This is a genomic window from Lysobacter sp. CFH 32150 (genome assembly GCF_022758295.1).
Taxonomy (GTDB): Bacteria; Pseudomonadota; Gammaproteobacteria; order Xanthomonadales; family Xanthomonadaceae; genus CFH-32150.
In genome coordinates this window covers 427,667-452,009 of record NZ_JALDWJ010000001.1, presented here as the reverse complement: position 1 = coordinate 452,009, position 24,343 = coordinate 427,667, and the positions used below count along the sequence as shown (strand labels likewise).

General features: G+C 64.5%; 19 protein-coding genes. 9 read left to right on the top strand and 10 right to left on the bottom strand.

Going from position 1 to position 24,343, the window contains the following annotated elements; genetic code table 11:
- Position 1: 1 nt before the first annotated feature.
- A complete protein-coding gene (locus tag MO486_RS02035; RefSeq protein WP_242904168.1) occupies positions 2 to 784 on the bottom strand; it encodes an enoyl-CoA hydratase-related protein in 783 nt (260 codons plus the stop codon).
- Positions 785 to 942: 158 nt separating this feature from the next.
- On the opposite strand from MO486_RS02035, the gene MO486_RS02030 reads away from it, so the two are divergent.
- The 3 genes from MO486_RS02030 to MO486_RS02020 are packed head-to-tail and all read left to right on the top strand — an operon-like array spanning position 943 to position 3,328.
- Positions 943 to 1,188: a FeoA domain-containing protein gene (locus MO486_RS02030; RefSeq protein WP_242904167.1), complete on the top strand. Its 246-nt coding sequence runs from the start codon at positions 943 to 945 to the stop codon at positions 1,186 to 1,188.
- Positions 1,185 to 3,086, top strand: a complete 1,902-nt coding sequence (locus tag MO486_RS02025) for a ferrous iron transporter B (RefSeq protein WP_242904166.1) — start codon at positions 1,185 to 1,187, stop codon at positions 3,084 to 3,086. Before MO486_RS02030 ends, MO486_RS02025 begins: the two co-directional genes overlap by 4 nt.
- A complete protein-coding gene (locus tag MO486_RS02020; RefSeq protein WP_242904165.1) occupies positions 3,083 to 3,328 on the top strand; it encodes a DUF6587 family protein in 246 nt (81 codons plus the stop codon). Before MO486_RS02025 ends, MO486_RS02020 begins: the two co-directional genes overlap by 4 nt.
- A gap of 63 nt (positions 3,329 to 3,391) precedes the next feature.
- On the opposite strand, the gene MO486_RS02015 is transcribed toward MO486_RS02020, so the two are convergent.
- From MO486_RS02015 to MO486_RS01980, 8 genes are all read right to left on the bottom strand, one after another.
- A complete protein-coding gene (locus tag MO486_RS02015) occupies positions 3,392 to 3,757 on the bottom strand; it encodes a hypothetical protein (RefSeq protein ID WP_242904164.1) in 366 nt (121 codons plus the stop codon).
- Positions 3,754 to 4,290 carry a polymer-forming cytoskeletal protein gene (locus MO486_RS02010; protein ID WP_242904163.1) on the bottom strand — a complete coding sequence of 179 codons (537 nt, stop codon included), beginning with the start codon at positions 4,288 to 4,290 and terminating at the stop codon, positions 3,754 to 3,756. The genes MO486_RS02015 and MO486_RS02010 overlap by 4 nt, the downstream gene beginning before the upstream one ends.
- A gap of 137 nt (positions 4,291 to 4,427) precedes the next feature.
- A complete protein-coding gene (locus tag MO486_RS02005; RefSeq protein WP_242904162.1) occupies positions 4,428 to 6,038 on the bottom strand; it encodes a carboxyl transferase domain-containing protein in 1,611 nt (536 codons plus the stop codon).
- A gap of 137 nt (positions 6,039 to 6,175) precedes the next feature.
- Complete coding sequence (locus MO486_RS02000) at positions 6,176 to 6,550, bottom strand: hypothetical protein (protein WP_242904161.1); 375 nt, start codon at positions 6,548 to 6,550, stop codon at positions 6,176 to 6,178.
- Positions 6,551 to 6,728: 178 nt separating this feature from the next.
- On the bottom strand, positions 6,729 to 7,076 hold the full coding sequence (locus MO486_RS01995; RefSeq protein WP_242904160.1) for a hypothetical protein: 348 nt from the start codon (positions 7,074 to 7,076) through the stop codon (positions 6,729 to 6,731).
- A gap of 124 nt (positions 7,077 to 7,200) precedes the next feature.
- Positions 7,201 to 8,376, bottom strand: a complete 1,176-nt coding sequence (locus tag MO486_RS01990; protein ID WP_242904158.1) for an acetyl-CoA C-acyltransferase — start codon at positions 8,374 to 8,376, stop codon at positions 7,201 to 7,203.
- A gap of 97 nt (positions 8,377 to 8,473) precedes the next feature.
- Complete coding sequence (locus MO486_RS01985) at positions 8,474 to 9,631, bottom strand: isovaleryl-CoA dehydrogenase (RefSeq protein ID WP_242904157.1); 1,158 nt, start codon at positions 9,629 to 9,631, stop codon at positions 8,474 to 8,476.
- Positions 9,632 to 9,739: 108 nt separating this feature from the next.
- Positions 9,740 to 10,843 (bottom strand): Glu/Leu/Phe/Val dehydrogenase dimerization domain-containing protein, encoded by a 1,104-nt coding sequence (locus MO486_RS01980; RefSeq protein WP_242904156.1) that lies wholly within the window; start codon positions 10,841 to 10,843, stop codon positions 9,740 to 9,742.
- A 389-nt stretch (positions 10,844 to 11,232) separates the two neighbouring features.
- On the opposite strand from MO486_RS01980, the gene MO486_RS01975 reads away from it, so the two are divergent.
- The 3 genes from MO486_RS01975 (at position 11,233) to MO486_RS01965 (ending at position 18,218) form a co-directional block, all read left to right on the top strand.
- The gene (locus MO486_RS01975; RefSeq protein ID WP_242904155.1) at positions 11,233 to 14,715 is read left to right on the top strand and encodes a methylmalonyl-CoA mutase family protein; all 3,483 of its coding nucleotides are present in this window, start codon (positions 11,233 to 11,235) and stop codon (positions 14,713 to 14,715) included.
- 80 nt (positions 14,716 to 14,795) lie between these two features.
- The gene (locus MO486_RS01970) at positions 14,796 to 16,484 is read left to right on the top strand and encodes a tetratricopeptide repeat protein (protein ID WP_242904154.1); all 1,689 of its coding nucleotides are present in this window, start codon (positions 14,796 to 14,798) and stop codon (positions 16,482 to 16,484) included.
- Positions 16,485 to 16,589: 105 nt separating this feature from the next.
- Positions 16,590 to 18,218, top strand: a complete 1,629-nt coding sequence (locus MO486_RS01965) for a TIR domain-containing protein (RefSeq protein ID WP_242904153.1) — start codon at positions 16,590 to 16,592, stop codon at positions 18,216 to 18,218.
- Between the two features lie 21 nt (positions 18,219 to 18,239).
- On the opposite strand, the gene MO486_RS01960 is transcribed toward MO486_RS01965, so the two are convergent.
- Positions 18,240 to 19,457: a serine hydrolase domain-containing protein gene (locus tag MO486_RS01960; protein WP_242904151.1), complete on the bottom strand. Its 1,218-nt coding sequence runs from the start codon at positions 19,455 to 19,457 to the stop codon at positions 18,240 to 18,242.
- Between the two features lie 329 nt (positions 19,458 to 19,786).
- On the opposite strand from MO486_RS01960, the gene MO486_RS01955 reads away from it, so the two are divergent.
- The 3 genes from MO486_RS01955 to MO486_RS01945 all read left to right on the top strand — a co-directional run bounded on the left by MO486_RS01955 (position 19,787) and on the right by MO486_RS01945 (position 24,251).
- On the top strand, positions 19,787 to 22,198 hold the full coding sequence (locus MO486_RS01955) for a hypothetical protein (protein ID WP_242904149.1): 2,412 nt from the start codon (positions 19,787 to 19,789) through the stop codon (positions 22,196 to 22,198).
- Between the two features lie 134 nt (positions 22,199 to 22,332).
- Positions 22,333 to 23,550 (top strand): hypothetical protein, encoded by a 1,218-nt coding sequence (locus tag MO486_RS01950; RefSeq protein ID WP_242904148.1) that lies wholly within the window; start codon positions 22,333 to 22,335, stop codon positions 23,548 to 23,550.
- Positions 23,547 to 24,251 (top strand): hypothetical protein, encoded by a 705-nt coding sequence (locus MO486_RS01945; protein WP_242904147.1) that lies wholly within the window; start codon positions 23,547 to 23,549, stop codon positions 24,249 to 24,251. Before MO486_RS01950 ends, MO486_RS01945 begins: the two co-directional genes overlap by 4 nt.
- Positions 24,252 to 24,343: the final 92 nt, after the last annotated feature.

Genomic DNA, 24,343 nt, shown 5'->3' with positions numbered 1-24,343 from the left:
CTTATTCGGTCCAACGGGGTTTGCGTTTGCCGAGGAAGGCCGACAGACCTTCCTGTCCTTCGGATGACACGCGCAGCCTGGCGATCAACGCGGCATTGTCGGCATCGAGCCGGCTGCCGTCGTGCTCGGCCGCCACGCGCCTGACCAGCTGTTTCGCCGAAGCCGAGGCGATCGGCCCAGCTTTGAGCAGCAGGTCGATCTGACGCTGCACCGCGGTATCGAGCGCGGTCGCGTTAACCACGTCGTGCAGAAGGCCGATGCGTTGCGCTTCATAGGCGTCGAATAGTTCGGCGGTCGCGAACCAGCGTCGCGCCTGCCGTGCGCCGATGGCAGCGATCACGTAGGGCGAAATCACCGCCGGCAGTAAGCCGAGCTTGCTCTCGGTCAGGCCGAACTTCGCCTCCGGCGTGCCGAAGGCGATATCGCAGCAGGCGACCAGACCGACGCCGCCGCCGAATGCGGGGCCATGCACCCGCGCGATGGTCGGCTTCGGCAACTCGTCCAGGGTACGCATCAGGTGGGCGAGGGCGAGCGCGTCGTCGCGGTTCTCGGCCTCGCTGGCCGCGGCCATGCCGCGCATCCAGTTGAGGTCGGCGCCGGCGGAGAACGAGGCGCCTTCGCCTGCCAGCACGACCACGCGCACGTCCGGATCGGCCGCCAGCTGTTCCAGCGCGGCGGTCAGCGCGGCGATCAATTCGGCGTCGAAGGCGTTATGCAGCTCCGGCCGGTTCAGGCGCAGCTGGGCGACCGGACCCTCGCGCAGGGTCAGCAGGGATTGGCTCATCGGGTCGGGTCCACGAGTGATCCGGCAATCATAAGGGCGGGGCTTGGGAACTACGCCGTACACAAACATTCCGGTTTCCAAATCTTCTGAGTGCTTGGCCAAGGCGGTGCTAGAATGAGAACAATTCCCATTTGGGATTACGCCCTCGCAGGCCCGCCTTGAAGCTGTCCGAACTGTCACGCCGCATCGTCGCCACGGTCGTGGGCGTCGAAGACTGCACCCCGAACGACGCCATCGCGCGTCGATTGCGCGAGTTGGGTTTCGTCGCCGGCGAAGCGGTGGAAGTGATGGCGGCCGGGCCGCTCGGTGCCGAGCCGTTGCTGGTGCAAGTCGGCTACACCCGTTTCGCGCTGCGTCGCGCCGAGGCCGAGCGCGTCCGGATTCGCGTGGGTGAATCCGCATGACCGCCGCGTCCACGAACATGGCCGCGCTACGCGTCGCACTCGTCGGCAATCCGAACTGCGGCAAGACTGCGTTGTTCAACCTGCTGACTGGCAGCCGGCAGAAAGTCGCGAACTACGCCGGCGTCACCGTTGAGCGTAAGGAAGGCCGTTTTTACGCACCATCCGGACGCAACTACGCCGTGCTCGACCTGCCCGGTGCGTACAGCCTGCACGCGGCGAGCCTGGACGAGGCGATCACCCGCGACCTGTGCCGTGGCTTCTATCCTGGCGAACCCGCGCCCGACGTCATCGTGTGCGTGGTCGACGCCACCAACCTGCGCCTGCACCTGCGTTTCGCACTCGAGGTGCGCCAACTCGGCAAGCCGATGGTGCTGGCGGTGAACATGATGGATGCGGCCAAGCGTCGCGGCATCGACATCGACCTTGCCGCGCTGGAACGCGAACTCGGCGTGCCGGTAGTCCCAACGATCGCGGTGAAGCACGACGGTGCGCGCGAGCTGGTCGCGATGCTCGACCGCGTTGCAGCCTCGTTGCACGAGCCGCGTGTGCACCTGCCCGCCGCAGCGGGCGATGCCGATGCCCTGCATGCGGAAACACGCCGGCTGCTTTCCCTCGCGGTCACCATGCCGCGCCGCACAGCCGAAATCGACGACGCGCTCGATCGCTGGCTGCTGCACCCGGTGTTCGGCCTGCTGGCGCTGGGGCTGGTGATGTTCCTGATCTTCCAGGCGGTGTACGCCTGGGCGACGCCGCTGATGGACCTGATCGAAGCGGGCACCGCCGTGGTCGGTACCGCGGTCGGCGGCGCGTTGCCGCAAGGGCCGCTCAACAGCCTGCTGGTCGACGGCATCATCGCCGGCGTCGGTGGCGTGATCGTGTTCCTGCCGCAGATCCTGATCCTGTTCGCCTTCATCCTCGTGCTCGAGGAAAGCGGCTACCTGCCGCGCGCGGCGTTCCTGCTCGACAGGCTGATGGCATCGGCCGGCTTGTCCGGACGCTCGTTCATTCCGCTGCTGTCGAGCTTCGCCTGCGCGATCCCCGGGATCATGGCGACGCGGTCGATCCAGGATCCGCGCGACCGCCTCGCCACCATCATCGTGGCGCCACTGATGACCTGTTCGGCGCGGCTGCCGGTATATGCCCTCCTGATCGGCGCGTTCATCCCGGCGCACAAGGTTGGCCTGCTTGGAATGAATGTGTTCAATCTGCAGGGGTTGGTGCTGTTCGCGCTGTATGCGACCGGCATCCTGAGCGCGCTGATGGTGTCGTGGGTGATGAAGAAGTGGCGCCGCGACAAGAGCGAGCATCCGCTGATGCTGGAGCTGCCGTCGTATCGCCTCCCGCACCCGCGCGATCTGATGATCGGCCTGTGGGAACGCGCCGCGATCTTCCTGCGCCGCGTCGGCGGCATCATCCTCGCGCTGACGGTGCTGCTGTGGTTCCTGCTGTCGTTCCCGGGCGCGCCAGCGGACGCCGTCGGCCCGGCGATCGACTACAGCTTCGCCGGCCGCATCGGCCACGCGATGACCGCGTTCTTCGCGCCGCTCGGTTTCAACTGGCAGATCTGCATCGCGCTGATCCCGGGCATGGCGGCGCGCGAGGTGGTGTTGTCGTCGCTCGCGACCGTGTACGCGCTGTCGGCGACCGACGACACCGCCGCGGCGCAGGCGTTGTCGCCGATCATCAGCGACACCTGGTCGCTGGCCACGGCCTTGTCGCTGTTGGTGTGGTTCATCTATGCGCCGCAGTGTATTTCGACGCTGGCGACGATCCGGCGCGAAACCGGCTCGTGGAAGCAGGTCGCAGTCAGCGCAGGTTATCTGTTCGCCCTGGCCTACCTGGCGAGCTTCGTCACTTACCAGGTCACTGGCATGTTGTTCGGGACGGGCCCGGCATGACCGCGTCACTGCTCGCGCAATACGCGGTGATCGTGCTGGCAGTCCTGCTGAGCACGGCTTACGTCGTGCGGCGGCAATTCCCCGCGAGCGTGCGTCGCATGCGCCTCGCGTGCGCCTTGCCGCTGGTGCGGGAAGGGCGATCGCCATGGTTGCAGCAGCTTGGCCGTTACATCGCACCTGCGCCACTGGCCGCAGAAAGCGAGTGCGGTGGCTGCAATAACTGCGGTCCGCGGAAAGCGTAGGGCGGGTCTTGACCCGCCGCTTGTCGAAAACTTGTATCGGATGGCGGGTCAAGACCCGCCCTACTAGTGCCCGAACTTGCCCTTCGCGGGCATCTTCAAGTCCGGTGACGAGGACATTTCCACGCTGAAACTGAAGGTTCGCTCCTCATCGGGCCGCAAGGCACCGACGCCGAGCACCTGGCGAGTGACCTCTTCGCCACGTTCGTTGCGGATCGAAAGCACGACGGAGTACTCGGCCGCGCCGCCAGTAGCGGGCTGGTGGATCGTGCCCTCGACACGCAGCGGCGTGGAGCTTTCGCGCTGCGCCGCATTGGGTTCGAAACGCAAATGTCCGCGGCATGCCGGGCAGACGCTCGCGCTTTCGAGGATCGTCGCCTTGCAGTGGGGGCAGGTGCGGGTCGCACCTGCCGTGCCCGGACGGAGACTCATGAGCCTGAGCCGTTCTCCGAACCGCTTCCGGATTTCGAGGTGCTCTTGTCACCCCAGCCGAATTCGACATTGCCACGCATGCGCGAACCCGCCGCGACCGTGAGCGAACCGGCCTTGAGGTCGCCGGCAAGCACACCAGACTCCAGCAGCTCGACGCGCTGCGCGGCATCGATGTTGCCTTCGAGTTCGCCGGCGATGATCACCTTGCTGGCGCGCACGCCGCCGGTCAGCTTGGCGCCGAGCTCGATGGTGAGGTTGCCTTGCACGTTGACGTCGCCCTTGAACTTGCCGGCGATGCGAACGTGGCCGGTGCCTTCGATCTTGCCTTCGATGGTGAGATCCGAGGCGATCAGCGATTCCTTGACCTCGCGCTCGACCGCCGTGGTACGCACAGGGGCAGGCGTGGCGGTGGGCGTGAAATCGGCAGCCGCCGGGGTCGATTCAGGTTCGCGGATCCGGACGGGTTCCGAAGCCATCGGGGTTGGCGTTGGCTTGGCGGGGGTGCTCGGCGTTTGTTCTTTCCAGAGGGCCATGCGCGGGAGTTCCTGCGTTCGGGGGAACCGCGAGGCTATCACTCGTCACGTGATCTTGACGTTTTCCCTTCAGCTATCGGACAGGAACGTGATTGCGTTGTGAGTACCGGGAGTGAACGGGATCACATCACGAGCAGCTACATCCTGAAGACACCGAAGCGCGTGCGGTCCTCGATGGGCGCATTCAGGGCGGCCGACAATCCAAGCCCGAGCACGCGGCGCGTATCGGCCGGATCGATGATGCCGTCGTCCCACAAACGCGCCGTTGCGTAATAGGGATTGCCCTGCGATTCGTACTGCGCGCGGATGGGAGCTTTGAACGCCTCTTCCTCGTCTGGTGTCCAGACCTTGCCAGCGGCTTCGATGCCGTCGCGCTTCACCGTCGCCAACACGCTTGCCGCCTGTTCGCCGCCCATCACGCTGATGCGCGCGTTGGGCCACATCCACAGGAAGCGAGCACCGTAGGCACGACCGCACATTGCATAGTTGCCGGCGCCGAAGCTGCCGCCGATCACCACGGTGAACTTGGGCACGTGCGAGCAGGCGACGGCGGTGACCATCTTCGCGCCGTCCTTGGCGATGCCGGCGTGCTCGTACTTCTTGCCAACCATGAAGCCGGTGATGTTCTGCAGGAACACCAGCGGGATGCCGCGCTGGTTGCACAGTTCGATGAAGTGCGCGCCCTTGAGCGCGCTCTCTGAAAACAGGATGCCGTTGTTGGCGACGATGCCGACCGGATAACCGTGCACGTGCGCGAAACCCGTCACCAGCGTCTTGCCGTAGCGGGCCTTGAACTCCTGGAGTTCGCTGCCATCGACGATGCGCGCGATCACTTCGCGGATGTCGAACGGGCGGCGAGTGTCCTTCGGCACGATGCCGTAAAGCTCTTCGGCGGCGTACAGCGGGTCGCGCGACGCCTGCACGGCGACCGGCAACACTTTCCTGCGATTGAGATTGCCGACGATGTCGCGTGCGATCTGCAGGGCGTGGCGGTCGTCCTCGGCGAAATGATCGGCGACGCCTGATATTGAAGTGTGCACATCGGCGCCACCGAGTGCCTCGGCGTCGACCACTTCACCGGTAGCGGCTTTCACCAGTGGTGGGCCACCGAGGAAGATCGTGCCCTGTTCCTTGACGATGATGCTTTCGTCGCACATCGCCGGCACGTACGCACCACCGGCCGTGCAGGAGCCCATCACCACGGCGATTTGCGGGATGTTCTCGGCGCTCAATCGTGCCTGGTTGTAGAAGATGCGGCCGAAGTGATCCTTATCCGGGAAAACCTCGTCCTGCAGCGGCAGGAACGCGCCGCCGGAATCGACGAGATAGACGCAGGGCAGGTGGTTCTCGCGCGCGATTTCCTGCGCTCGCAGGTGTTTTTTGACCGTGATCGGGAAGTAGGTGCCGCCCTTGACCGTCGCGTCGTTGGCGACGATCACCACTTCCTGTCCCTGCACGCGGCCGATGCCTGCGACGAGGCCAGCGCCGGGCGCGGCGTCGTCGTACATGCCTTCGGCGGCGAGTGGGGCGATTTCGAGTAGGGGCGAGCCCGGGTCGAGCAGGGCGGTGATGCGATCGCGCGCGAGCAGCTTGCCACGCTCCGTATGTTTGGTCCGGGCTTTGTCGCCACCGCCGTTGGCAGCGCGTGCGAGTCGGGCATCGAGCTCCTGGACCAAGGCGCGGTGGTAGGCGACGTTGTCCTGGAAGTCCTGCGAACGCGGGTCGAGGCTGGAGCTCAATGCGGGCATTGCGGGCGCCGTGCGGAGTGTGAATGGCGCAGGATAACCGCTCGTGCGGTATACGCCGTTCAACTACGTGCCGTTCTATCCGCACAAACAAAAAGACCCGCCGAAGCGGGTCTTTTTGCACAACCTGGAAGCAAGAATTACTTCTTGGCTTCTTCGGCAGCGGCGTCAGCCTTGTCGGCGACGTTCTGAGCGGCGTCGGCGGTAGCCTGGGCAGCGTCAGCAGCGGCGTCGGCGGTAGCGGCAGCGGCAGCGTCGGTAGCTTCTTCCACGGCTTCACCGGTAGCGGCAGCAGCGGCTTCGGCGCCTTCGACAGCGGCGTCGCCAGCGGCGACAGCGGCGTCACCGGCAGCAGCGGCAGCGTCGCCAGCAGCAGCGGCGGCGTCGCCAGCAGCGTCGGCAGCCTGCTCGGTGGCAGCGGTGGCTTCAGCGGAGGCGTCAGCGGCTTCTTCTTTCTTGCAGGCCGCGAGAGCGAGGACGCCGGCGGCCAGGAGGACGTAAAGCTTGGTGTTCATGATCTCTCCGAAGGAGTTGTCTGAAATTACGAAGGGTCAGGCAACGCCAGTGCGCGCGGCAGTCCGGCTTGCGCCGGCTTCATTCGTTCACTGACTCTACAACTGAAAAAGCCGCCGGCGGACCGGCGGCTCATTCATTGTAACAACTAATTCAATCGTGTGAAGAAACGATGAATTATTACTTCTTGGCCGCTTCTTCAGCAGCTTCTTCCGCCTGCTCGGCAGCGTCGGCAGCCTGTTCGGCCGTGTCGGCAGCAGAGTCGGCAGCAGCAGCGGTGTCGGCAGTGGCAGCGGCGTCGGCCGAGGTGGCAGCGGCGTCGGCAGCAGCGGCGGCGCTGTCGGCAGCAGCCTGGGCGGCGTCGGCAGCGGCGGCGTCACCGGTGGCGGCGGCGTCGGTAGCGGCGGTGGAAGCGTCGGTCGCGGATTCAGCGGCCTCAGCAGCCGAATCCTCGGCCTGCTGCTGGTTGGTGCACGCGGCCAGGGCGAAGCCCAGGGCCAGGGCGAGCAGAGCCTTATTGATGGACATGGTGATCGTTCCTCGTCGTTAAAGTTAGGCAACGCGCAACTGCGCGCCAATACCATGATGACAAGCCCGTGTCGCGTGTCAAGCGGGTTGGCCGGTTTTTTTTCAGCTATCCGTTATACGACCTTCACAGGATCTCGACAGCGACTGCGGTGGCTTCCCCGCCGCCGATGCACAGCGACGCCACCCCGCGCTTGCCGCCACGCGTCTTCAACGCATTCAAAAGCGTGACCAGCAGGCGCGCACCGCTGGCGCCGATGGGATGGCCGAGCGCACATGCGCCGCCGTTGACGTTCAACTTGTCGTGCGGAATGCCCAGTTCCTTGATCGGGGCCATGGCTACGCAGGCGAAGGCTTCGTTGACTTCGAACAGGTCCACGTCCGCCACGCTCCAGCCGGCCTTCTTCAGCACGTTGTCGATGGCCTTCACCGGTGCCGTGGTGAACCATTCCGGGGCCTGCGAATGGGTCGAGTGGGCGACGATCCGGGCCAGCGGCTTCAGGCCACGCTTCTGCGCTTCGTCTGCCGACATCAGCACCGTCGCGGCGGCGCCATCGGAAATCTTGGACGAGCTGGCGGCGGTGATGGTCCCGTCCTTCTTGAACGCCGGGCGCAGCGAAGCGATCTTGCCGAGGTCGCAGCGCGCCGGCTCTTCGTCGCTGTCCACCACGACGTCGCCCTTGCGGCCACTCACGGTGACCGGGACGATCTCGTCCTTGAACCCACCGTTCTGCTGCGCCGCGACCGCGCGCTGCACCGAAGCGGTGGCGAATGCATCCTGCTCCTCGCGGTTGAAGCCGAACTTCTCGACGCACAGCTCGCCGAACACGCCCATGGCCTGCTTGTCGTAGGGATTGGTCAGGCCATCCCAGGCCATGTGGTCAAGCATTTCGCCGCTGCCGTAACGAATGCCGGTGCGCGAACCGTTGAGCAGGTGCGGCGCATTGGTCATCGACTCCATGCCGCCGGCAACGACGACCGTGGCCGAACCGGCCTTGATCAGATCGTGGCCGAGCATCACCGCCTTCATGCCCGAGCCGCAGACCTTGTTGATGGTGGTGCAGCCGGCCGCCGTCGGGATTTCCGCCGCGATCGCAGCCTGTCGCGCCGGCGCCTGGCCGAGCCCGGCAGGCAGCACGCAACCCATGATCACTTCGTCGACCTGGTCCGCTGCGATACCTGCTTGGGCGAGCGCGCCGCGGATCGCGGCAGCGCCGAGGGTCGGCGTCGGGACGCCCGTGAACTGGCCGAGGAAGGAACCGATGGCGGTGCGCTTGGCACCGACGATGACGATGTCGGACATGGAAGGAACTCCAGAAAAAGGCGGCCGGCAAGGGCCGGAACAAGCCGATTATGCGACTCTATGTTGCACTGCGGCAAACCGCAGGTCGGACGGGCGCTCAGGCCTTGCCGTCGAACAATTCCCGTCCGATCAGCATGCGGCGGATCTCGTTGGTACCGGCCCCGATGGCGTACAGCTTGGCGTCCCGCAGCAGGCGGCCGGCGGGGAATTCGTTGATGTAACCGTTGCCCCCCAAGGCCTGGATGGCCTCCAGCGCGACCTGGACGCAGGCCTCCGACGCATGCAGCAAGCAGGCAGCCGCATCGGTGCGCGACTTGTGCCCGGCGTCGTAGTCGCGGGCGACCTGGTAGGCAAACGCGCGCGAGGACTGCAGCGCGGTGTACATGTCGGCGATCTTGCCCTGCATCAGGCTGAAGGTGCCGATGGGGGCATCGAACTGCTTGCGCTCGCGCACATAGGGCAGGGTGATGTCGAGCGATGCCTGCATCAGTCCCAGCGGCCCGCCGGTCAACACGAGGCGTTCGGTGTTCAAGCCGGACATCAGCACCTTGACGCCATGATTCACTTCGCCGAGGACGTTCTCCGTCGGGATCTCGCAGTTCTCGAACACCAGCTCGCAGGTGTTGGAGCCACGCATGCCCAGCTTGTCCAGCTTCTGCGCCGTGCTGAACCCCTTCATGCCCTTTTCGACGATGAAGGCGGTCATGCATTTGCTGCCCGCGCTTTTTCCGGCCGTACGCATATAGACCACCAGCACGTTGGCCTCGGGGCCGTTGGTGATCCACATCTTGCTGCCGTTCGCGACCCACACATCGCCGCGCAGTTCAGCGCGGCACTGCATCGAACCGACCACGTCGGAGCCGGCGCCCGGTTCGCTCATCGCCAGGGCGCCTTTCCATTCGCCGCTGCACAGCTTGGGCAGATACTTCGTGCGTTGCGCCTCGTTGCCGTTGGCGTAGAGGTTGTTCACGCACAGGTTGGAATGCGCGCCATACGAGAGGCCGACCGAACCCGAAGCGCGGGAAATCTCCTCCATCGCCACCAGGTGCGCCAGGTAGCCCATGTCGCTGCCGCCGTATTCGCCGGGCACGGTCAGGCCGAGCAGACCCATTTCGCCGAGTTTCGGCCACAGGTCCTGCGGGAAGGCGTTGTCGTGATCGATCTGCGCCGCGCGCGGCGCGATTTCGGCGTCGGCAAAACGACGCACGGCATCGCGCAGTGCGTCGACTTCTTCGCCTAGTGGGAAAGCTCGCATGGTGACTCGTGTCTGCTCGCGTTGAACGCGCTTGCAGCACAGTCTAGCGATGCATACGCCGTATGCCGCAATGCATACGGCGTATGCGTTACTACTTCAGGAAAATTTTCAGTGGCCGCCGCGAATCCGACCCTGGAAACGCGGTGCAGCGCGGCCCAGCGGCAGCTTGAGCTTGCCGATCGCGGTGATGCGTTCTTCGGCGAGGCGATCGGCGGCCTTGTAGGTCGGGATGCCTTCGCGTTCGGAGATTTCGTAGATGCGCGCGAGGTTGTGGTAGATCGTCCGCATCATGCGCATCGCGCGTTCGCGGTTGTAGCCGTCGAGTTCGAGCGCGACGTTCATCACGCCGCCGGCGTTCACCGCGTAGTCCGGTGCGTACACGATGCCGCGCTTCTGCACTTCGTCGCCGATCGCATTGTTGGCGAGCTGGTTGTTGGCAGCGCCGCAGATGATCTTGGCCTTCAGGCGCGGCAGGGTCTGCTCGTTGACGGTGCCGCCCAGTGCGCACGGCGAGTACACGTCGGCCGGGACATCGTAGATCTCGTCCAGGCCCACGGCTTCGGCGCCGTATTCGGACACGGCCTTGTCGACCAGTCCCTTGTTGATGTCGGTGACGAAGATCTTCGCGCCGCGTTCCTTCAGCAGCTTCACGAACTCCATGCCGACGTGGCCGAGGCCCTGCACCGCATAGGAATGCTTGCCGACTTCTTCGTCGCCGTACTTCTTGTTCAACGTCGCCATCAGGCCCTGCAGGGTGCCGTAGGCGGTGAACGGCGACGGATCGCCCGAACCGCCGTGGACCTGGTGCACGCCGGTGACGTACTCGGTTTCGCGGTACACGTATTCCATGTCGTTGACGTCGATGCCGACGTCCTCGGCGGTGATGTAGCGGCCGCCCAGCGATTCGACGAACTGGCCGAACGCGCGGAACAGCGCCTCGGACTTGTCGGTGGCCGGGTCGCCGATGATCACCGCCTTGCCGCCGCCGATGTTCAGGCCCGCGACCGCGTTCTTGTAGGTCATGCCGCGCGAAAGGCGCAGCACGTCGTTGAGCGCGTCGGCTTCGGTCTTGTACGGCCACATGCGCGTACCGCCCAGAGCAGGGCCGAGCACGGTGTTATGAATCGCGATGATGGCCTTCAAGCCCGCATCTTTGTTGTGGCAGAACACGACCTGTTCATGGCCGTAGGTGTCGAGGGTTTCGAAGATCATCAGAGGCTCCGGTCGGCGGCTGCACTGCGCATCGCGTACAACGCCAACAAGGTGGGGTAAGTCATTGAGTTTCTTGCCTTCAGCGGTTTGAAAGCGGGCGTGGCCGCCACCGCAGGCGCGGTAGTCTAATTCAATCGACTGGTGCGGGCTTGTATACGCCGGCGTATTCGCGAGACAGCGCTCTCGCATCATTCAGTTCCATCAGCATCAGCTTGAGATGTGCGCTGCACTGGGTGGCAGTGACGACAAGTCGGATGGATGACACGACGACTACGTTGTTGCTACCTGCAACCGCCATGTTTACAGGCGCAACATGTTGATCGCCAAGAGGATGTCGTGAGGTGCGCGTTACAATGCGTTATCGCCTGTTTTCGCATTGAGTGCCCCCCATGAGCACCCCCGCCGCCAGCGTTCCCGCAGCTGCCCTCGAAACTTCGCCGCTGCGCTTCGTCACCGCCGCCAGCCTGTTCGATGGCCACGACGCGGCGATCAACATCATGCGACGGTTGATCCAGGGGCAGGGCGCGGAAGTCGTGCACCTCGGCCACAACCGTTCGGTCGAAGACGTCGTGCGCGCCGCGCTGCAGGAAGACGCCGACGGCATCGCGCTGTCGTCGTACCAGGGCGGACACGTCGAGTACTTCAAGTACATGGTCGACATGCTGCGTGAGCGCAACGCATCGCACATCCGCGTGTTCGGCGGCGGCGGTGGCACGATCACGCCGGAGGAAATCCGCGAGCTGCAAGCCTACGGCGTCGAGCGCATCTATCACCCCAACGACGGCATGCACATGGGCCTCGTTGCGATGATCGAGGACGTCGTGCGTCGCGCCGAAGGCGCGCGCCTGCCGGTGGAGAAACCGCACCAGGTCGATCTCAACGACGAGATCGCCATCGGCCGCATGCTCTCGTCGATCGAAGAGGGCCTGCTCGACGAATCCGAACTCGCCCACCTGCGCAAGCAGTGGCATCTATCCGGAGGCAAGACGCCGGTGATCGGCATCACCGGCACAGGTGGCGCCGGCAAGTCGTCGGTGACCGATGAACTGTTGAATCGCTTCCTCGCCAATTTCCCCGAGATGCGCATGGCGGTGATCTCGGTCGACCCGACCCGTCGCCGCACGGGCGGCGCGCTGCTCGGCGACCGCATCCGCATGAACTCGCTGCGCAGCCATCGCGTGTACATGCGTTCGATGGCCACGCGTCGGCAGAACCTCGCCACCAACGTGGTGCTCAAGGACTGCATCGGTTTCCTCAAGGGCCTCGGCTACGACCTGGTGATCGTCGAAACCGCCGGTATCGGCCAATCGGATTCCGAGATCGTCGACCTCGTCGACTTCCCGATGTACGTGATGACCTCCGACTTTGGTGCGCCGAGCCAGCTCGAGAAAATCGACATGCTCGACTACGCCGAACTCGTCGTCCTCAACAAGTTCGACAAGCGCGGCGCTGAAGACGCGTTGCGCGACGTGCGCAAGCAGTGGAAGCGCAACCGCGTCGCCTTCCAGATGAAGGACGAGGACGTCCCGGTCTATCCGACCATCGCCTCGCAATTCAACGATCCCGGCATCAGCTGGATGTTCTCCAACCTCTGCCGCCTGCTGCGCGACAAGCTGTCGCTGCCGGCCGAGAAGTGGACGCCCGACATCGACACCACGCTGAAGGAACCGCGCGCCACCGTGTTGATTCCCGGCAGCCGCGTGCGTTATCTCGCCGAAATCGCCGAGCAGGGCCGCGCCATCAACGCAGGCATCGACAAGCAGGCCGAAGCCGCGAACCGCGCACAGGCGTTCTGGCTGACGTTGCAGGAACTCGGCGATGCCAAGCTGCCGAAGCAGCTCGATCTCTATGACATAGCCGCCGTCACCGAAGGCGATGATCGCAGTCTCAAGACCCTGCGCCAGCGCTACAACGACGCCATCCACGCGCTCTCGTCCGAGTCGCTCAAGTTGCTGCGCGAATGGCCGCAGCGTTTGAAGTCGATCACCGACGACGTCACCGAATACGAAGTCCGCGGCAAGAAGATCCGCGTCGAGAACTATCGCGAGTCGCTGTCGCACCAGAAGATCCCGAAGATCGCCGCGCCCACCTACAACAACTGGGGCGAGCTGCTGGTGTTCCTGCAGAAAGAAAACCTGCCGGGCAGTTACCCCTACACCGGCGGCGTGTATCCGTACCGCCGCACCGGCGAAGACCCCATCCGCATGTTCGCGGGCGAGGGCACGCCGGAGCGCACCAACCGCCGCTTCCATTACCTCAGCCTCGGCCAACCGGCCGCACGTCTGTCCACCGCGTTCGACAGCGTCACGCTGTATGGCGAAGACCCGGCCGTGCGTCCTGACATCTACGGCAAGGTCGGCAATTCCGGCGTTAACATCGCCACGCTCGATGATATGAAGAAGCTGTACTCCGGCTTCGACCTGTGTTCGCCGACGACTTCAGTGTCGATGACCATCAACGGCCCCGCGCCGATGATCCTGGCGATGTTCATGAACACCGCCGTTGATCAACAAGTCGAAAAGTACCTGCGCGCCGATCCCGCGCGTTGGGAAGAGGCGCACAACAAAATCGAAGCGTTCTTCGAAGGCAAGCCGCGTCCTGCGTATGCCGGCATGCTGCCCGAAGGCAACGACGGCCTCGGCCTCGGTTTGCTCGGCGTGACCGGCGACCAGATCGTCGACGCCGACACCTACAATCGCATCCGCACCGAAACGCTAAGCACTGTGCGCGGCACCGTGCAGGCCGACATCCTCAAGGAAGACCAGGCGCAGAACACCTGCATCTTCAGCACCGAGTTCGCCCTGCGCATGATGGGCGATATCCAGCAGTTCTTCGTCGACAACAAGGTCCGCAACTTCTACTCGGTGTCGATCTCGGGTTACCACATCGCCGAAGCCGGCGCGAACCCGATCAGCCAGCTCGCCTTCACCCTCAGCAACGGCTTCACCATCGTCGAGTACTACCTTGCGCGCGGGATGAAGATCGACGACTTCGCACCCAACCTGTCGTTCTTCTTCAGCAACGGCATGGATCCGGAATACACCGTCATCGGTCGCGTCGCCCGCCGCATCTGGGCCCGCGCGATGCGCGAGCGCTACAACGCCGACGCGCGCAGCCAGATGATGAAGTACCACATCCAGACCAGCGGCCGTTCCCTGCACGCGCAGGAAATCCAGTTCAACGACATCCGTACCACGCTGCAGGCGCTGTATGCATTGTTCGACAACTGCAACAGTCTGCACACCAACGCCTACGACGAAGCGATCACCACGCCGACCGAAGAAAGCGTGCGTCGCGCCGTCGCGATCCAGATGATCATCAACAAGGAGCTGGGGCTCAATTTCAACGAGAACCCCTGGCAGGGCAGCTTCATCGTCGACAAGCTCACCGACATCGTCGAAGAAGCCGTCTACAAGGAGTTCGAAGCCATCAGCGAGCGCGGCGGCGTGCTTGGTGCCATGGACACCATGTACCAGCGCGGCAAGATCCAGGAAGAGTCGCTGTACTACGAACACAAGAAGCACGACGGCAGCCTGCCGCTGGTCGGCGTCAACACCTTCCTCGCCAAGGAACACGGCGGCGACATCGTCACCGAGATCGAACTGATCCGCTCCACCGAAGGCGAGAAGGGCCAGCAGATCGACAACGTCAAGCGCTTCCAGCAACTCCGCAACAATCTTCCCGTGGGAGCGACGTCGGTCGCGAGCTCTTCCCAGAAGGGCGACGCCCCCGGCCTCGCCTACCTCCAGAAAACCGCCCGTGACCGCCAGAACGTGTTCGCTGCGTTGATGGAAGCGGTGAAGACGCATTCCCTCGGCCAGATCAGCCACGCGCTGTACGACGTCGGTGGGGAGTACCGCCGCAACATGTAAGCCTGCCGGACTCCCCCGGCGCGAAGGTTGCACGGTCGAGGTATGGCGCTCACCATGCGCGCAGTCCCTGGAGGACGCCCATGGCTGAACCAGGCAATGAGTCGCCGTCGCTCGGCTTCTTCGCCGAGCTGCGCCGACGGCGGGTGATCCGTGTCGCGGTGTTCTATGCGATCGCCGGTTGGGTCGTGATCGAGGTCGCCTCGACCATGTTGCCCGGGCTGCACTTGCCCGACTGGACTGTCACCCTGGTGATCGCACTCGTCGTGCTCGGCTTTCCGATTGCCTTCATCATGGGTTGGATGTTCGACATCGGCCCGCGCGGCGTGCAACGCACCGTCGGGACAGACGATCCGCCCATGGCCGCATTGCCAACATCCACGCCGGCACCAGGACCAGCGCTACAGGAACGCCGCGCCACGGTCGCGCCGCCGACGGCGCCAAAGCCGGCACCAGTGCCACGCGAGCCGTCCGTGTTGGACGAAGGTCGCCGCACCATCGCGGTGCTGCCGTTCGTCAACATGAGCGGCGATGTCGAGAACGAATATTTTAGCGACGGCATCTCGGAGGAGATCCTCAATCTGCTGACCAAGCTGCCACAGCTGAAGGTCGCCTCGCGCACATCCTCGTTCAACCTCAAGGGCGAGAAGATCGACATCCCGACCGTCGCCCGCCAGCTTGGCGTCAACACCATCCTCGAAGGCAGTGTCCGCCGCGCCGGCGACCGCGTGCGCATCACCGCGCAGCTCATCGAGGCCGATTCCGACTCGCACCTGTGGTCGGAAACCTACGATCGCGAGATGAAGGATGTGTTCGCGATCCAGGACGACATCGCCCAGAGCATCGTCAAGGCACTGCAGGTGACGCTCAGTCCGCAGGAGCGCCGCGCCATGCAGTCGGTCGCCACCAGCGATCCCGAGGCCTATGACTACTACCTGCGTGGCCGTCGCTACATGTATTCCATGGCCCGCCGCGACTACGAACACGCCATCCGCATGTTCGAGCAGGCGATCAGCCTCGATTCCAAATACGCGCTTGCCTACGCTGGCCTCGCCGACGCCTATTCGCACATGTACCGCTACGTCGAGGCGACGCCGGACAACGTCGAGAAGGCCATTCGTGCCAGCGAGCAGGCCGTCGTGCTCGATCGCGACTCGGCCGAGGCGCACGCTTCGCGCGGGATGGCGCTGTTCATCAGCGAACGCTACGACGAGGCCGAGGCCGAATTCGAGATCGCCATCGCCCGCAATCCCAACCTGTTCGAGGCCTGGTACTACTACGGTCTGGCGTCCTCGTCGCAGGGTCGGGTCGAGAAGGCTGCAGAGCTCTACAGCAAGGCTTCCGAGGTCAACCCTGCCGACTTCCAGGTGCCGATGTTCCTCGCGATGGCCTACGCCTCGCTCGGCCGCAAGCAGGACGAAATGCGCGTGCGCCTGGGTGCCCTTGGTACGCTCGAGCGGCACCTCAAGCTCAATCCGCATGACACCCGCGCGATCTATTTCGCCGCGCAGAACCTGTACCGCATCGGCGAGAAGGACAAGGCGAGGGCGATGGCGGAGCAGGCGATGCAGCAGGGCATGAACGAACCCGTCGTGCTCTACAACGTCGCCTGCTTCTACACCGGCATGGGCGAGCACGAGCGCGCGATCGACCTGCTGGAACAGGCCGTCCAGCTGGGGTGGGGCGATCGCGCCTGGATGGAAAACGACAGCGACCTCGAGCCATTGCACGCGGAACCACGCTTCCAGGCACTCCTGGCGCGCATCCACTAACTGTGCCAATACGCGCGTCATGTGACCTCCGCTTTATCCAGGCGGGCGTATGCTCCGGGGGCCGGATGGGGTGGCGGCGACCGACCCGGTTGAGGTCCACCAGACATGGCCGACGTCTTCGTTTCCTACTGCCGACGTGACAAGGCGCGTGTCGCGCCGCTCGTGGCCGCGATCGAATCCCAGGGCTGGTCGGTCTGGTGGGATACGGAGATCGCGCCCGGCCAGGAATTCGATCGCCTGATCGATGCCGAACTCGCCAGCGCCGGTGCCGTGCTCGTGGTCTGGACCAAGGATTCGGTCGAGTCCCGCTGGGTGCGTGGCGAAGCGCGCGAAGCGGCGGACCGCGACATCCTGGTCCCGGTGCGATTCGATGGTGCGACGCTGCCGATCGATGTGCGCGCGTTCCAGACCATCGACTTCGATGAGGCAAGCGCTCACGCACGAGGACCGCAAGTCCAGGACATGCTGCACGCGCTCGATACCCTGATCGCGCGTCAACGCACGCCGTCGTCCGACGCAGCGGCGAAACCGAAACTCCCGTCCGCTTCCACCACGGGACCCGCCCGCGTCGAGATCTGCGTCCTGCCTTTCGCCAATATGAGCGGCGATCCTCAGCAGGACTATTTCAGCGACGGCATCACCGAGGACATCATCACCGAGCTCTCGCGCTGGCGCCTGTTGGCAGTGCGGTCGCGCTCGGCCTCGTTCCGCTATCGCGGCGTCGCGGTCGACATGCAGCAGGTCGCGCGCGACTTGCATGTCCATTTCATCGTCGAAGGCAGCGTCCGGCGCATGGGCGATCGCATCCGCATCACCGCGCAGCTGATCGACACCGAAACCGGCAACCACATCTGGGCGGAGAAATTCGACAGCGACGTCGCCGAGATCTTCACCGTGCAGGACGAGGTCGTGCGGACGATCGTCAGCACGCTGGTGGGCCGGGTCCAGGCGTGCGACGTCGAACGCGCACGCCGCAAACCTCCGGCGAGCCTGGCCGCCTACGAGTGCGTCCTGCGGGGCAACGCATTGCCTTGGGACGACCCGGAAGGCGCCGCGGAAGCAGCGCGATTGTTCGAGAAGGCCATCGAAATCGATCCGGACTATGGCTTTGCCTATGCGCTGCTGGCCGCAATGCGTTACGGGCAGTGGTACCACGAGTCGAGTGACTCCGACGCCGCGCTGCAGGAGGCCTACACCCTGGCCAAGCGTGCGGTCGAACTCGACGAAAACGAAAGCACCTGTTTCTCCATCCTGGCCTACGTCTGCCTGCTACGACGCTCGTTTGACCTGACGCAGCAATACATCCGGCGCGCCGTCGAGCTCAATCCGACCAACCAATGGAACATGGCCGATATGGGCCTCATGCTCATCTATCTCGGCCAGGCAGAAGAGGCCCTGACCTGGTTCAAGCGCGCCCGGGAAATCGATCCCTATTTCGAAGAGCCCTGGTACTGGCGCGCGTACGGCCAGGCCTACATGGTCCTGCACCGGTACGAAGAGGCGCTGGCGAAGTTCGACCGCTGCCCCACGCGGGTCTATCGCATCGCCGCCCTGCGGGCGGGTTGCCATGCCCGACTGGGGAATATCGAGCTGGCCCGCCGCGACGCCGCTGAATGCATGGCGTTGAAGCCGGATTTCTCGATCCGACACTGGATGGCGAGAGAACCCTTCAAAAACCCAGCCGACGCCGCGCACCTGGCCGATGCGCTGCGGCTGGCGGGGTTGCCTGAGTGAGCGCGTAAAACTCTCGCGATCTTATCGACCGAGCGTCAACTGCTCCTCGACCGCACTGAAAGCCGAACGTCCGCCCGAGCGTTCCCCTGGCATCCCTGTAGCGAAATAGACCAAGCCGGTGCCGGCTTCACGATCGACCCACAGACCCGACAACAAGCCGTAGGCCGAACCGGAATGACCGACGCGCGCCACGCCGTCGCCGAACGGATCGTCGCGACAGCCTTCGCGCTTAGTGGCCAGAGTTTGCGTCGCCAATCCGTAGCGACAGAAGAAACCCCGATCCGGCCCGCTGTCTTCCTCGAACGTCATGCCGGTCTCGGGCGCATAGGTCCACAACGGTTGCACCAGCGTCTGCACCGAAGCCGGTTGCAGCAGACGCATGCCATCGACACTGCCGTCGCCGAGCAGCAACTGTCCGATCCTCGCCAACCCATTGGCGGAGATGCGCAGTCCGCCCTGCGGCGAGAACAGCGCACCGTTGTCGCCAGCGCGCCAGCGCGACAGGTCGCAGTTGCCATCGCTTGCGATCACCACCGGACAATCCGGCTTGCGACCAAGATTGTCGTCGCGCACCGGCTTGCCCTCGGTGTCGTACAACACCACGGCGCGCGCGGCTGTGGCCTCGCTGCACGCATCCCAGTTGAAGCAGCCTTCGATGCCCAGAGGCTGCAACACCAGGCGATGCATCAACCGATCGAAACGCTCGCCGGTGGCGCGCTCCATCACCATCGCCACCAACGGGAAGTTGAGGTTGGTGTAACGAAAATATGTGCCGGGTGCGTGCGCGCTATCCCACGCACGCGGATCGTCGAGGATGCTGCGCAATTGTCCGCCCAGCGGCACCGCGTAATAGCCGGCCGCATCCGTCAGGCTGGAGCGGTGCGACAACAGCAGTCGCAACGTGATCGGTTGGTCCGGAAAGGCGGGATGCCGCAGCGACCAGCCCAGCAGCTCCGACACGTCCGCATCGAGATCGAGCTTGCCGTCTTCCACTAATCGCATCACGCCGATCGCGGTGACCAGCTTGGAGATCGACGCGACCCGCACTGGATCGCCGGCACTGACCTTGCGACCGCTGGCCACGTCGGCGAAGCCATCGACGTCGATCGCGGTAATGCCTTCGCGGTCGAACGCCACGCGTACGGTGGCGGCCGGCTTGATAGGAGCCGGTTTGGCAGCATGGGCGCTTGCCGCTGCAAAGACGACGGTCAGTAAACAGGCCTGCAGTCTTCGCAACATGATGGGAATTCCACGATGGATACGGACGCGTACATATAACGGCTTTAACCGCATCAAGGAAACTCGACCCACGTAGGTAAATAACGAATGGTCATGTGCTCTTTCCCACTTCAGTTATCAGGCACGCCTGATTTGTAAGCGCCATCAGTGAGTTAAGACCTGCACTGCACGTGCTTATTAGTTCGCGGATGGTGCAATGCGGGATGCAATGCCAGTCAAAGGTGGCTAGGTTCCGCGTGCCGCGCCAATGGGCCATCCCCGTGAGCGCGGCACTGTTGTATCCGACTGCCGCTTCCGCGGCTTATTTCGCATTTGCGAGGGGGAAACAGATGATCCACAAACACAAACGCTGGCCATTGCTGGCTAGCGCGTTGCTGACCGCGCTGGTTGGCCTGTCCGGGCCCGGCGCCGCGCGTGAGCGCGACAACGCCACGGCGCGTCGTCAGGCCATGGACGAGTGGTACAACGAAACCTATGCCGATCGCGGCAATCAGAAGAAGTTGCACAAGAACAAGAAGCCGCTGTGGACGCAGAGGTACGAGCGTTTCATGCAGGACGCGGCCAAGCGCGAGCGCCAGCGTTATCGCACGCTGATGCCGGGCAGCAGCACTTCGGCGACAGCGATCGATCCAACCGTGTCGATCGCCGCCGTGGGTACGACCTGGACCAATATCGGTCCAACCAAAGCGAACTATTTGCAGAACGGCGGCACCACCATCAACAATGCCAGCGACACCGGCCGCGTACGCAACATCGTGACCGATCCGGCCAACCCCGACACCATCTACGTTGCCTTCTCTGGTGGCGGCGTGTGGAAGTCGACCGATGGTGGCGCGTTCTGGAATGCGAAGACCGAAACGCTGGGTTCGCTGTCGGTGGGCTCGCTGGAAATGGATCCGAGCAACGCCGGCGTGTTGTATCTCGGCCTTGGCGATCCGTTCGATGGCACGGGCATCGGCCTGGTCAAGTCGACCGATGGCGCGAACACGTGGTCTGATCCAGTCGTGCTGGGCGACGCATCCGTGATCCCGGACATCGCCGTGGCACCGGGCAATACCAACATCGTGCTGGTGGCGACAAACAAGGGGCTGTACCGCTCGACTGATGCAGGCGCGACGTTTGCCGCGACCAGCATCGCAACGGGTTCGACCGAGAAGCCGTACGTGTGGTCGATCGCATGGGGCGGTGGCAGCAACTTCGTGCTCAGCCTCGAAGCAAGTCCCAGTGCCACCGCTACCGATGGCCAGGTCTGGCGCTCGGCCGACAATGGCGCAACCTGGACCAAGGGAACCGGCATAACTGATGCCAGCGGCATCTCCCGCGTCACCGTGACCTCGGCCCCGTCCAACCGGAACGTGATGTACGCACTGGCCGCCAACGACGCCTCCCAGTTCGCCAACCTGTTCAAGTCCAGCGACGGCGGCGCCACCTGGCTCGGCGTCGGCACGTCCAGGAAGGGCGGTCGCACCACCTTCAAGAGTTACGCCAACAAGAACACCGAGCAGAGCACGCTACAGACGCTCTTCAATGGCCAGGGCTGGTACGACCAGATGATCATCGTCGATCCGACCAACACCAACACAGTGTATTTTGGCGGCGCGCTGGTGATGGCCAAAACCACCGACGGCGGCAGCACGTACCGCCAGGTGTCGAACTGGTTGGCCCAGTTCAACCTGCCGTACGTGCATGCCGACCTGCATGCCGCGCATTTCGCCAGCAACGGCACGCTCTACATGGGTACCGACGGCGGCATTTTCTACACCGCCAACGGCGGCACCACCTGGAGCGCAGCCCTCAACGAAGGCATCGCGTCGCACCTGATCTACCAGGTCGGTTCGTCCCTCGCCAATCGCAACGCGGTGGTGGTCGGGCTGCAGGACAACGGCACCCGCGTGCGCGAGAGCAGCACCAGCGTGTACAACCAGGAGATCGGCGGCGACGGCTTCGGTTGCGACGTCAACCAGTCGAATGCCAACCAGATGCTCGGCAGCCTGTACTACTCGCGCATCTACAAGAGCACCGACGGTGGCCTGAACTTCAGCAGTGCCTGCTCGGGCATCACCGAGTGCAACAACTCGAGCACTGCGCCGTTCATCACCGTGCTGTCGCGCTGGGCTGGCGACGCCGCCGGCAACACGCTGTACACCTACAGCAACACCAAGGTGTACAAGACCACCAACTACGCCGGTTCGTGGACGGCGCTGGGCGTCACTGGCCTGCCCACCACCAGCCTGTTCCTGCGTGGCGTCGCCGCGGCGCCGAGCAGCAGCAGCGTGATTGGCGTCGTGGCCAATTCGGGTCGCGTGTTCCTGTCGACCAACGGTGGTTCGAGCTGGGCGGCACCGGCCGCGACGCTGCCGAACAACGGCTTGAGCCTGAGCTGGATCGCGTTCGACCCGACCGACAGCAACACGATCTACGTTGCTTCGGTTGCGCCGGACCAGACCAAAAACCATCTGTGGAAGTCCAACAACTTCGGCGCCAGCTGGACGGCGATCGACGGCGGCGGTTTCCCCACGGGCATTCCGGTGAACTCGATCGTGGTCGATCCGGTGACCCGCACCACGCTGTATGCCGCGACCCATCTCGGCGTGTACACCTCGACTGACGCCGGCACGACCTGGACCCGCTTCGGCGCAGGCCTGCCGCTGGTCAACGTCACCGACCTGTACGTGGCCAGCGATGCTTCGCTGGTGCGTGCGGCGACGTTCGGCCGCGCGGTGTGGGAATTGGCGCCCTGATCTAATCGTTGTCAGTATTTTGGGCGCGGCAAATGCCGCGCCCTTTTTTTATCGCCGCGTCTCCGCGCTAGTCGGCGAACCCCACGTTGGTTCAAACTGATCGACGAAATACAAGCGTTGCTCAGGGGACAACGATGCGATGGATCATGCTCGGCCTCACGGCCGCAGTGGCAGTTTTGGGGTTCGTGGTCTTGAGCCCGGCGAAGAAAGGGGAGAGTCGTGCGTACCGTCCGACGGTGGAGGCGCAGCCTGATGCGCTTGCCGCAGGCGAGTCCTACGTGCTGGCACTGGACGGACGCGGACGCGTCTTCGGCTGGGGCTCGGCGCGGCGACGTGGGGGTGAGGTGGCTCCGTTGAGCACGAGCAAACGTCCACGGTTGTTGCTCGAAGGCGAGGGCTATCGCCAGGTCAGTGCCGGTTCGCGTGCGATCTACGCGCTCCACGCAAGCGGAACGCTGTGGCGCTGGAGCATCGACGATGTGCTTGACGGCGCGGCGGCCAACGCGTTGCCCAAGCCGATGCCCGTTGCGCCCGACCTGCGCTGGAAGAAGGTGTTCGAGACCTGGGGCGTGGGTGCGGGCATTCGTGCCGATGGCAGCCTGTGGTACTGGCAGGACGAAGGCCTTGAAGACCAGACTTCGCAAGTGACGACGGCACTGATGTTGCGCGCGCCGCACCAGCTGAAGCCCGGCACGCGTTTCGTCGACGCCTGCCTGGAGGGCTCGCGACTGCATGCCATCGACGAGTCCGGCCAGCTATGGCGCACGGCGCACCTCCACGGCCGCACCGGCAGGCAGGGTCCTGACCAGGGCGAGCGCACCGACATGCAGGTGCTGTCGGCGGGAGGCCGCTTGCGCCAGGTGTATTGCCGCGAGAACGCCAGCCAGGTCTTCGCGCTGGACGATCAGGGCCGCCTGCATGGTTATGGCTTCAATTCGTTCGGCGAGCTCGGCGTGGGCGAACCGGACTACCACTACCGCAATCGGGACGCGTGGAAGGCGACGTCGCTGCAGCCGGTTCCCGGTGGGCCGTGGGCGACGGTAGCGGTCAGTCATTCGTTTTCGCTTGGCATCGCGCGGGATGGTTCGCTCTGGGGCTGGGGCCGCAATCTGGATCATGAGTTGGGATTGGGTGACGAGGGGTCCGAGCACCACCCGGCACTGATCGATGACTCGCACCGCTGGCTCGCCGTCGCCGCCACTTACGGCGCGGGCATCGCCTTGACCGCGTCGGGAGAGTCCTACGCCTGGGGCAGCAATGGCAGCGGCGCGCTTGGCGACGGCGGGATCGCGAAAACACACGACCGGCCCACGGCCGTGCTGACCGACGAACATTTCGGAGCCTCCCCATGACACGCTGCAACGGAATGTTCCTGGCTGCGTTGCTGATGCTGGCCGGGTGCGGCGGCGGTGGCATGTCCTTGCCGGACGAAAAGTTGGCCCGCGTGCGCGAGGCCGTTGATGAAGGGCTGATCGCGTACGAACCGCTGTGCATCGAGGCCGGCCCGTTTCCCTACCGCAACGATCGCGAACACAAAGGATGCGATCGCTGTCAGGCATTGCACGCCGCCGGATTGCTGGAGCGCCGCGTCGTCGATGGCCCGGTCGAAAACTACGTCGAGTACGTACTGTCGCCGCTGGGCGAAAGCGCATACCGGGTGGCGCCGGATCCCGAGTTCCTCGCCCTCTTGCGCAAGCGCTACGCGCAGATGGGCCAACCTGATCGCGTGCCGGACGAGAAGCAGCTCGCGAAGCCGCGGATGTGCTTCGGCACCACGCGCTTCCACAGCGTGACCGACGCGCTGGCGCCGATCTGGTTCGGGGGTTCGAAGGTCTTCAGCGTCAAGCTGGTGTACGAAGCGAAGGACACTTCCGGCCACCTGTTCGACCCGCAGATCGCGACGCTGGGCTTGTCGATCCCGCCGCGTCCCGAGCCGGGCCAACCGGCGCTGTATCCGGCACGGGTGATGACGTTCGCGGAACACCCGGCCTATGGCGACGAACTGGAGATGAGGGACGACGTGCGTTACGGGCGCTGGGTGAACGAGCCATAGCGCGCGGCCGACAACATCTGCCAACACATGGGGTGGTGCAATAGCACACCCCCTGTGGGAGCCCCTGTGGGAGCCCCTGTGGGAGCCCCTGT

Excerpts from the sequence above, each read along its gene's own strand:
- MO486_RS02035 (WP_242904168.1), bottom strand. The coding sequence starts at position 784 with ATGAGCCAATCCCTGCTGACCCTGCGCGAGGGTCCGGTCGCCCAGCTG.
- MO486_RS02025 (WP_242904166.1), top strand. The coding sequence starts at position 1,185 with ATGACCGCCGCGTCCACGAACATGGCCGCGCTACGCGTCGCACTCGTC.
- MO486_RS02020 (WP_242904165.1), top strand. The coding sequence starts at position 3,083 with ATGACCGCGTCACTGCTCGCGCAATACGCGGTGATCGTGCTGGCAGTC.
- MO486_RS02015 (WP_242904164.1), bottom strand. The coding sequence starts at position 3,757 with ATGAGTCTCCGTCCGGGCACGGCAGGTGCGACCCGCACCTGCCCCCAC.
- MO486_RS02010 (WP_242904163.1), bottom strand. The coding sequence starts at position 4,290 with ATGGCCCTCTGGAAAGAACAAACGCCGAGCACCCCCGCCAAGCCAACG.
- MO486_RS02005 (WP_242904162.1), bottom strand. The coding sequence starts at position 6,038 with ATGCCCGCATTGAGCTCCAGCCTCGACCCGCGTTCGCAGGACTTCCAG.
- MO486_RS02000 (WP_242904161.1), bottom strand. The coding sequence starts at position 6,550 with ATGAACACCAAGCTTTACGTCCTCCTGGCCGCCGGCGTCCTCGCTCTC.
- MO486_RS01995 (WP_242904160.1), bottom strand. The coding sequence starts at position 7,076 with ATGTCCATCAATAAGGCTCTGCTCGCCCTGGCCCTGGGCTTCGCCCTG.
- MO486_RS01990 (WP_242904158.1), bottom strand. The coding sequence starts at position 8,376 with ATGTCCGACATCGTCATCGTCGGTGCCAAGCGCACCGCCATCGGTTCC.
- MO486_RS01985 (WP_242904157.1), bottom strand. The coding sequence starts at position 9,631 with ATGCGAGCTTTCCCACTAGGCGAAGAAGTCGACGCACTGCGCGATGCC.
- MO486_RS01980 (WP_242904156.1), bottom strand. The coding sequence starts at position 10,843 with ATGATCTTCGAAACCCTCGACACCTACGGCCATGAACAGGTCGTGTTC.
- MO486_RS01975 (WP_242904155.1), top strand. The coding sequence starts at position 11,233 with ATGAGCACCCCCGCCGCCAGCGTTCCCGCAGCTGCCCTCGAAACTTCG.
- MO486_RS01970 (WP_242904154.1), top strand. The coding sequence starts at position 14,796 with ATGGCTGAACCAGGCAATGAGTCGCCGTCGCTCGGCTTCTTCGCCGAG.
- MO486_RS01965 (WP_242904153.1), top strand. The coding sequence starts at position 16,590 with ATGGCCGACGTCTTCGTTTCCTACTGCCGACGTGACAAGGCGCGTGTC.
- MO486_RS01960 (WP_242904151.1), bottom strand. The coding sequence starts at position 19,457 with ATGTTGCGAAGACTGCAGGCCTGTTTACTGACCGTCGTCTTTGCAGCG.
- MO486_RS01955 (WP_242904149.1), top strand. The coding sequence starts at position 19,787 with ATGATCCACAAACACAAACGCTGGCCATTGCTGGCTAGCGCGTTGCTG.
- MO486_RS01950 (WP_242904148.1), top strand. The coding sequence starts at position 22,333 with ATGCGATGGATCATGCTCGGCCTCACGGCCGCAGTGGCAGTTTTGGGG.
- MO486_RS01945 (WP_242904147.1), top strand. The coding sequence starts at position 23,547 with ATGACACGCTGCAACGGAATGTTCCTGGCTGCGTTGCTGATGCTGGCC.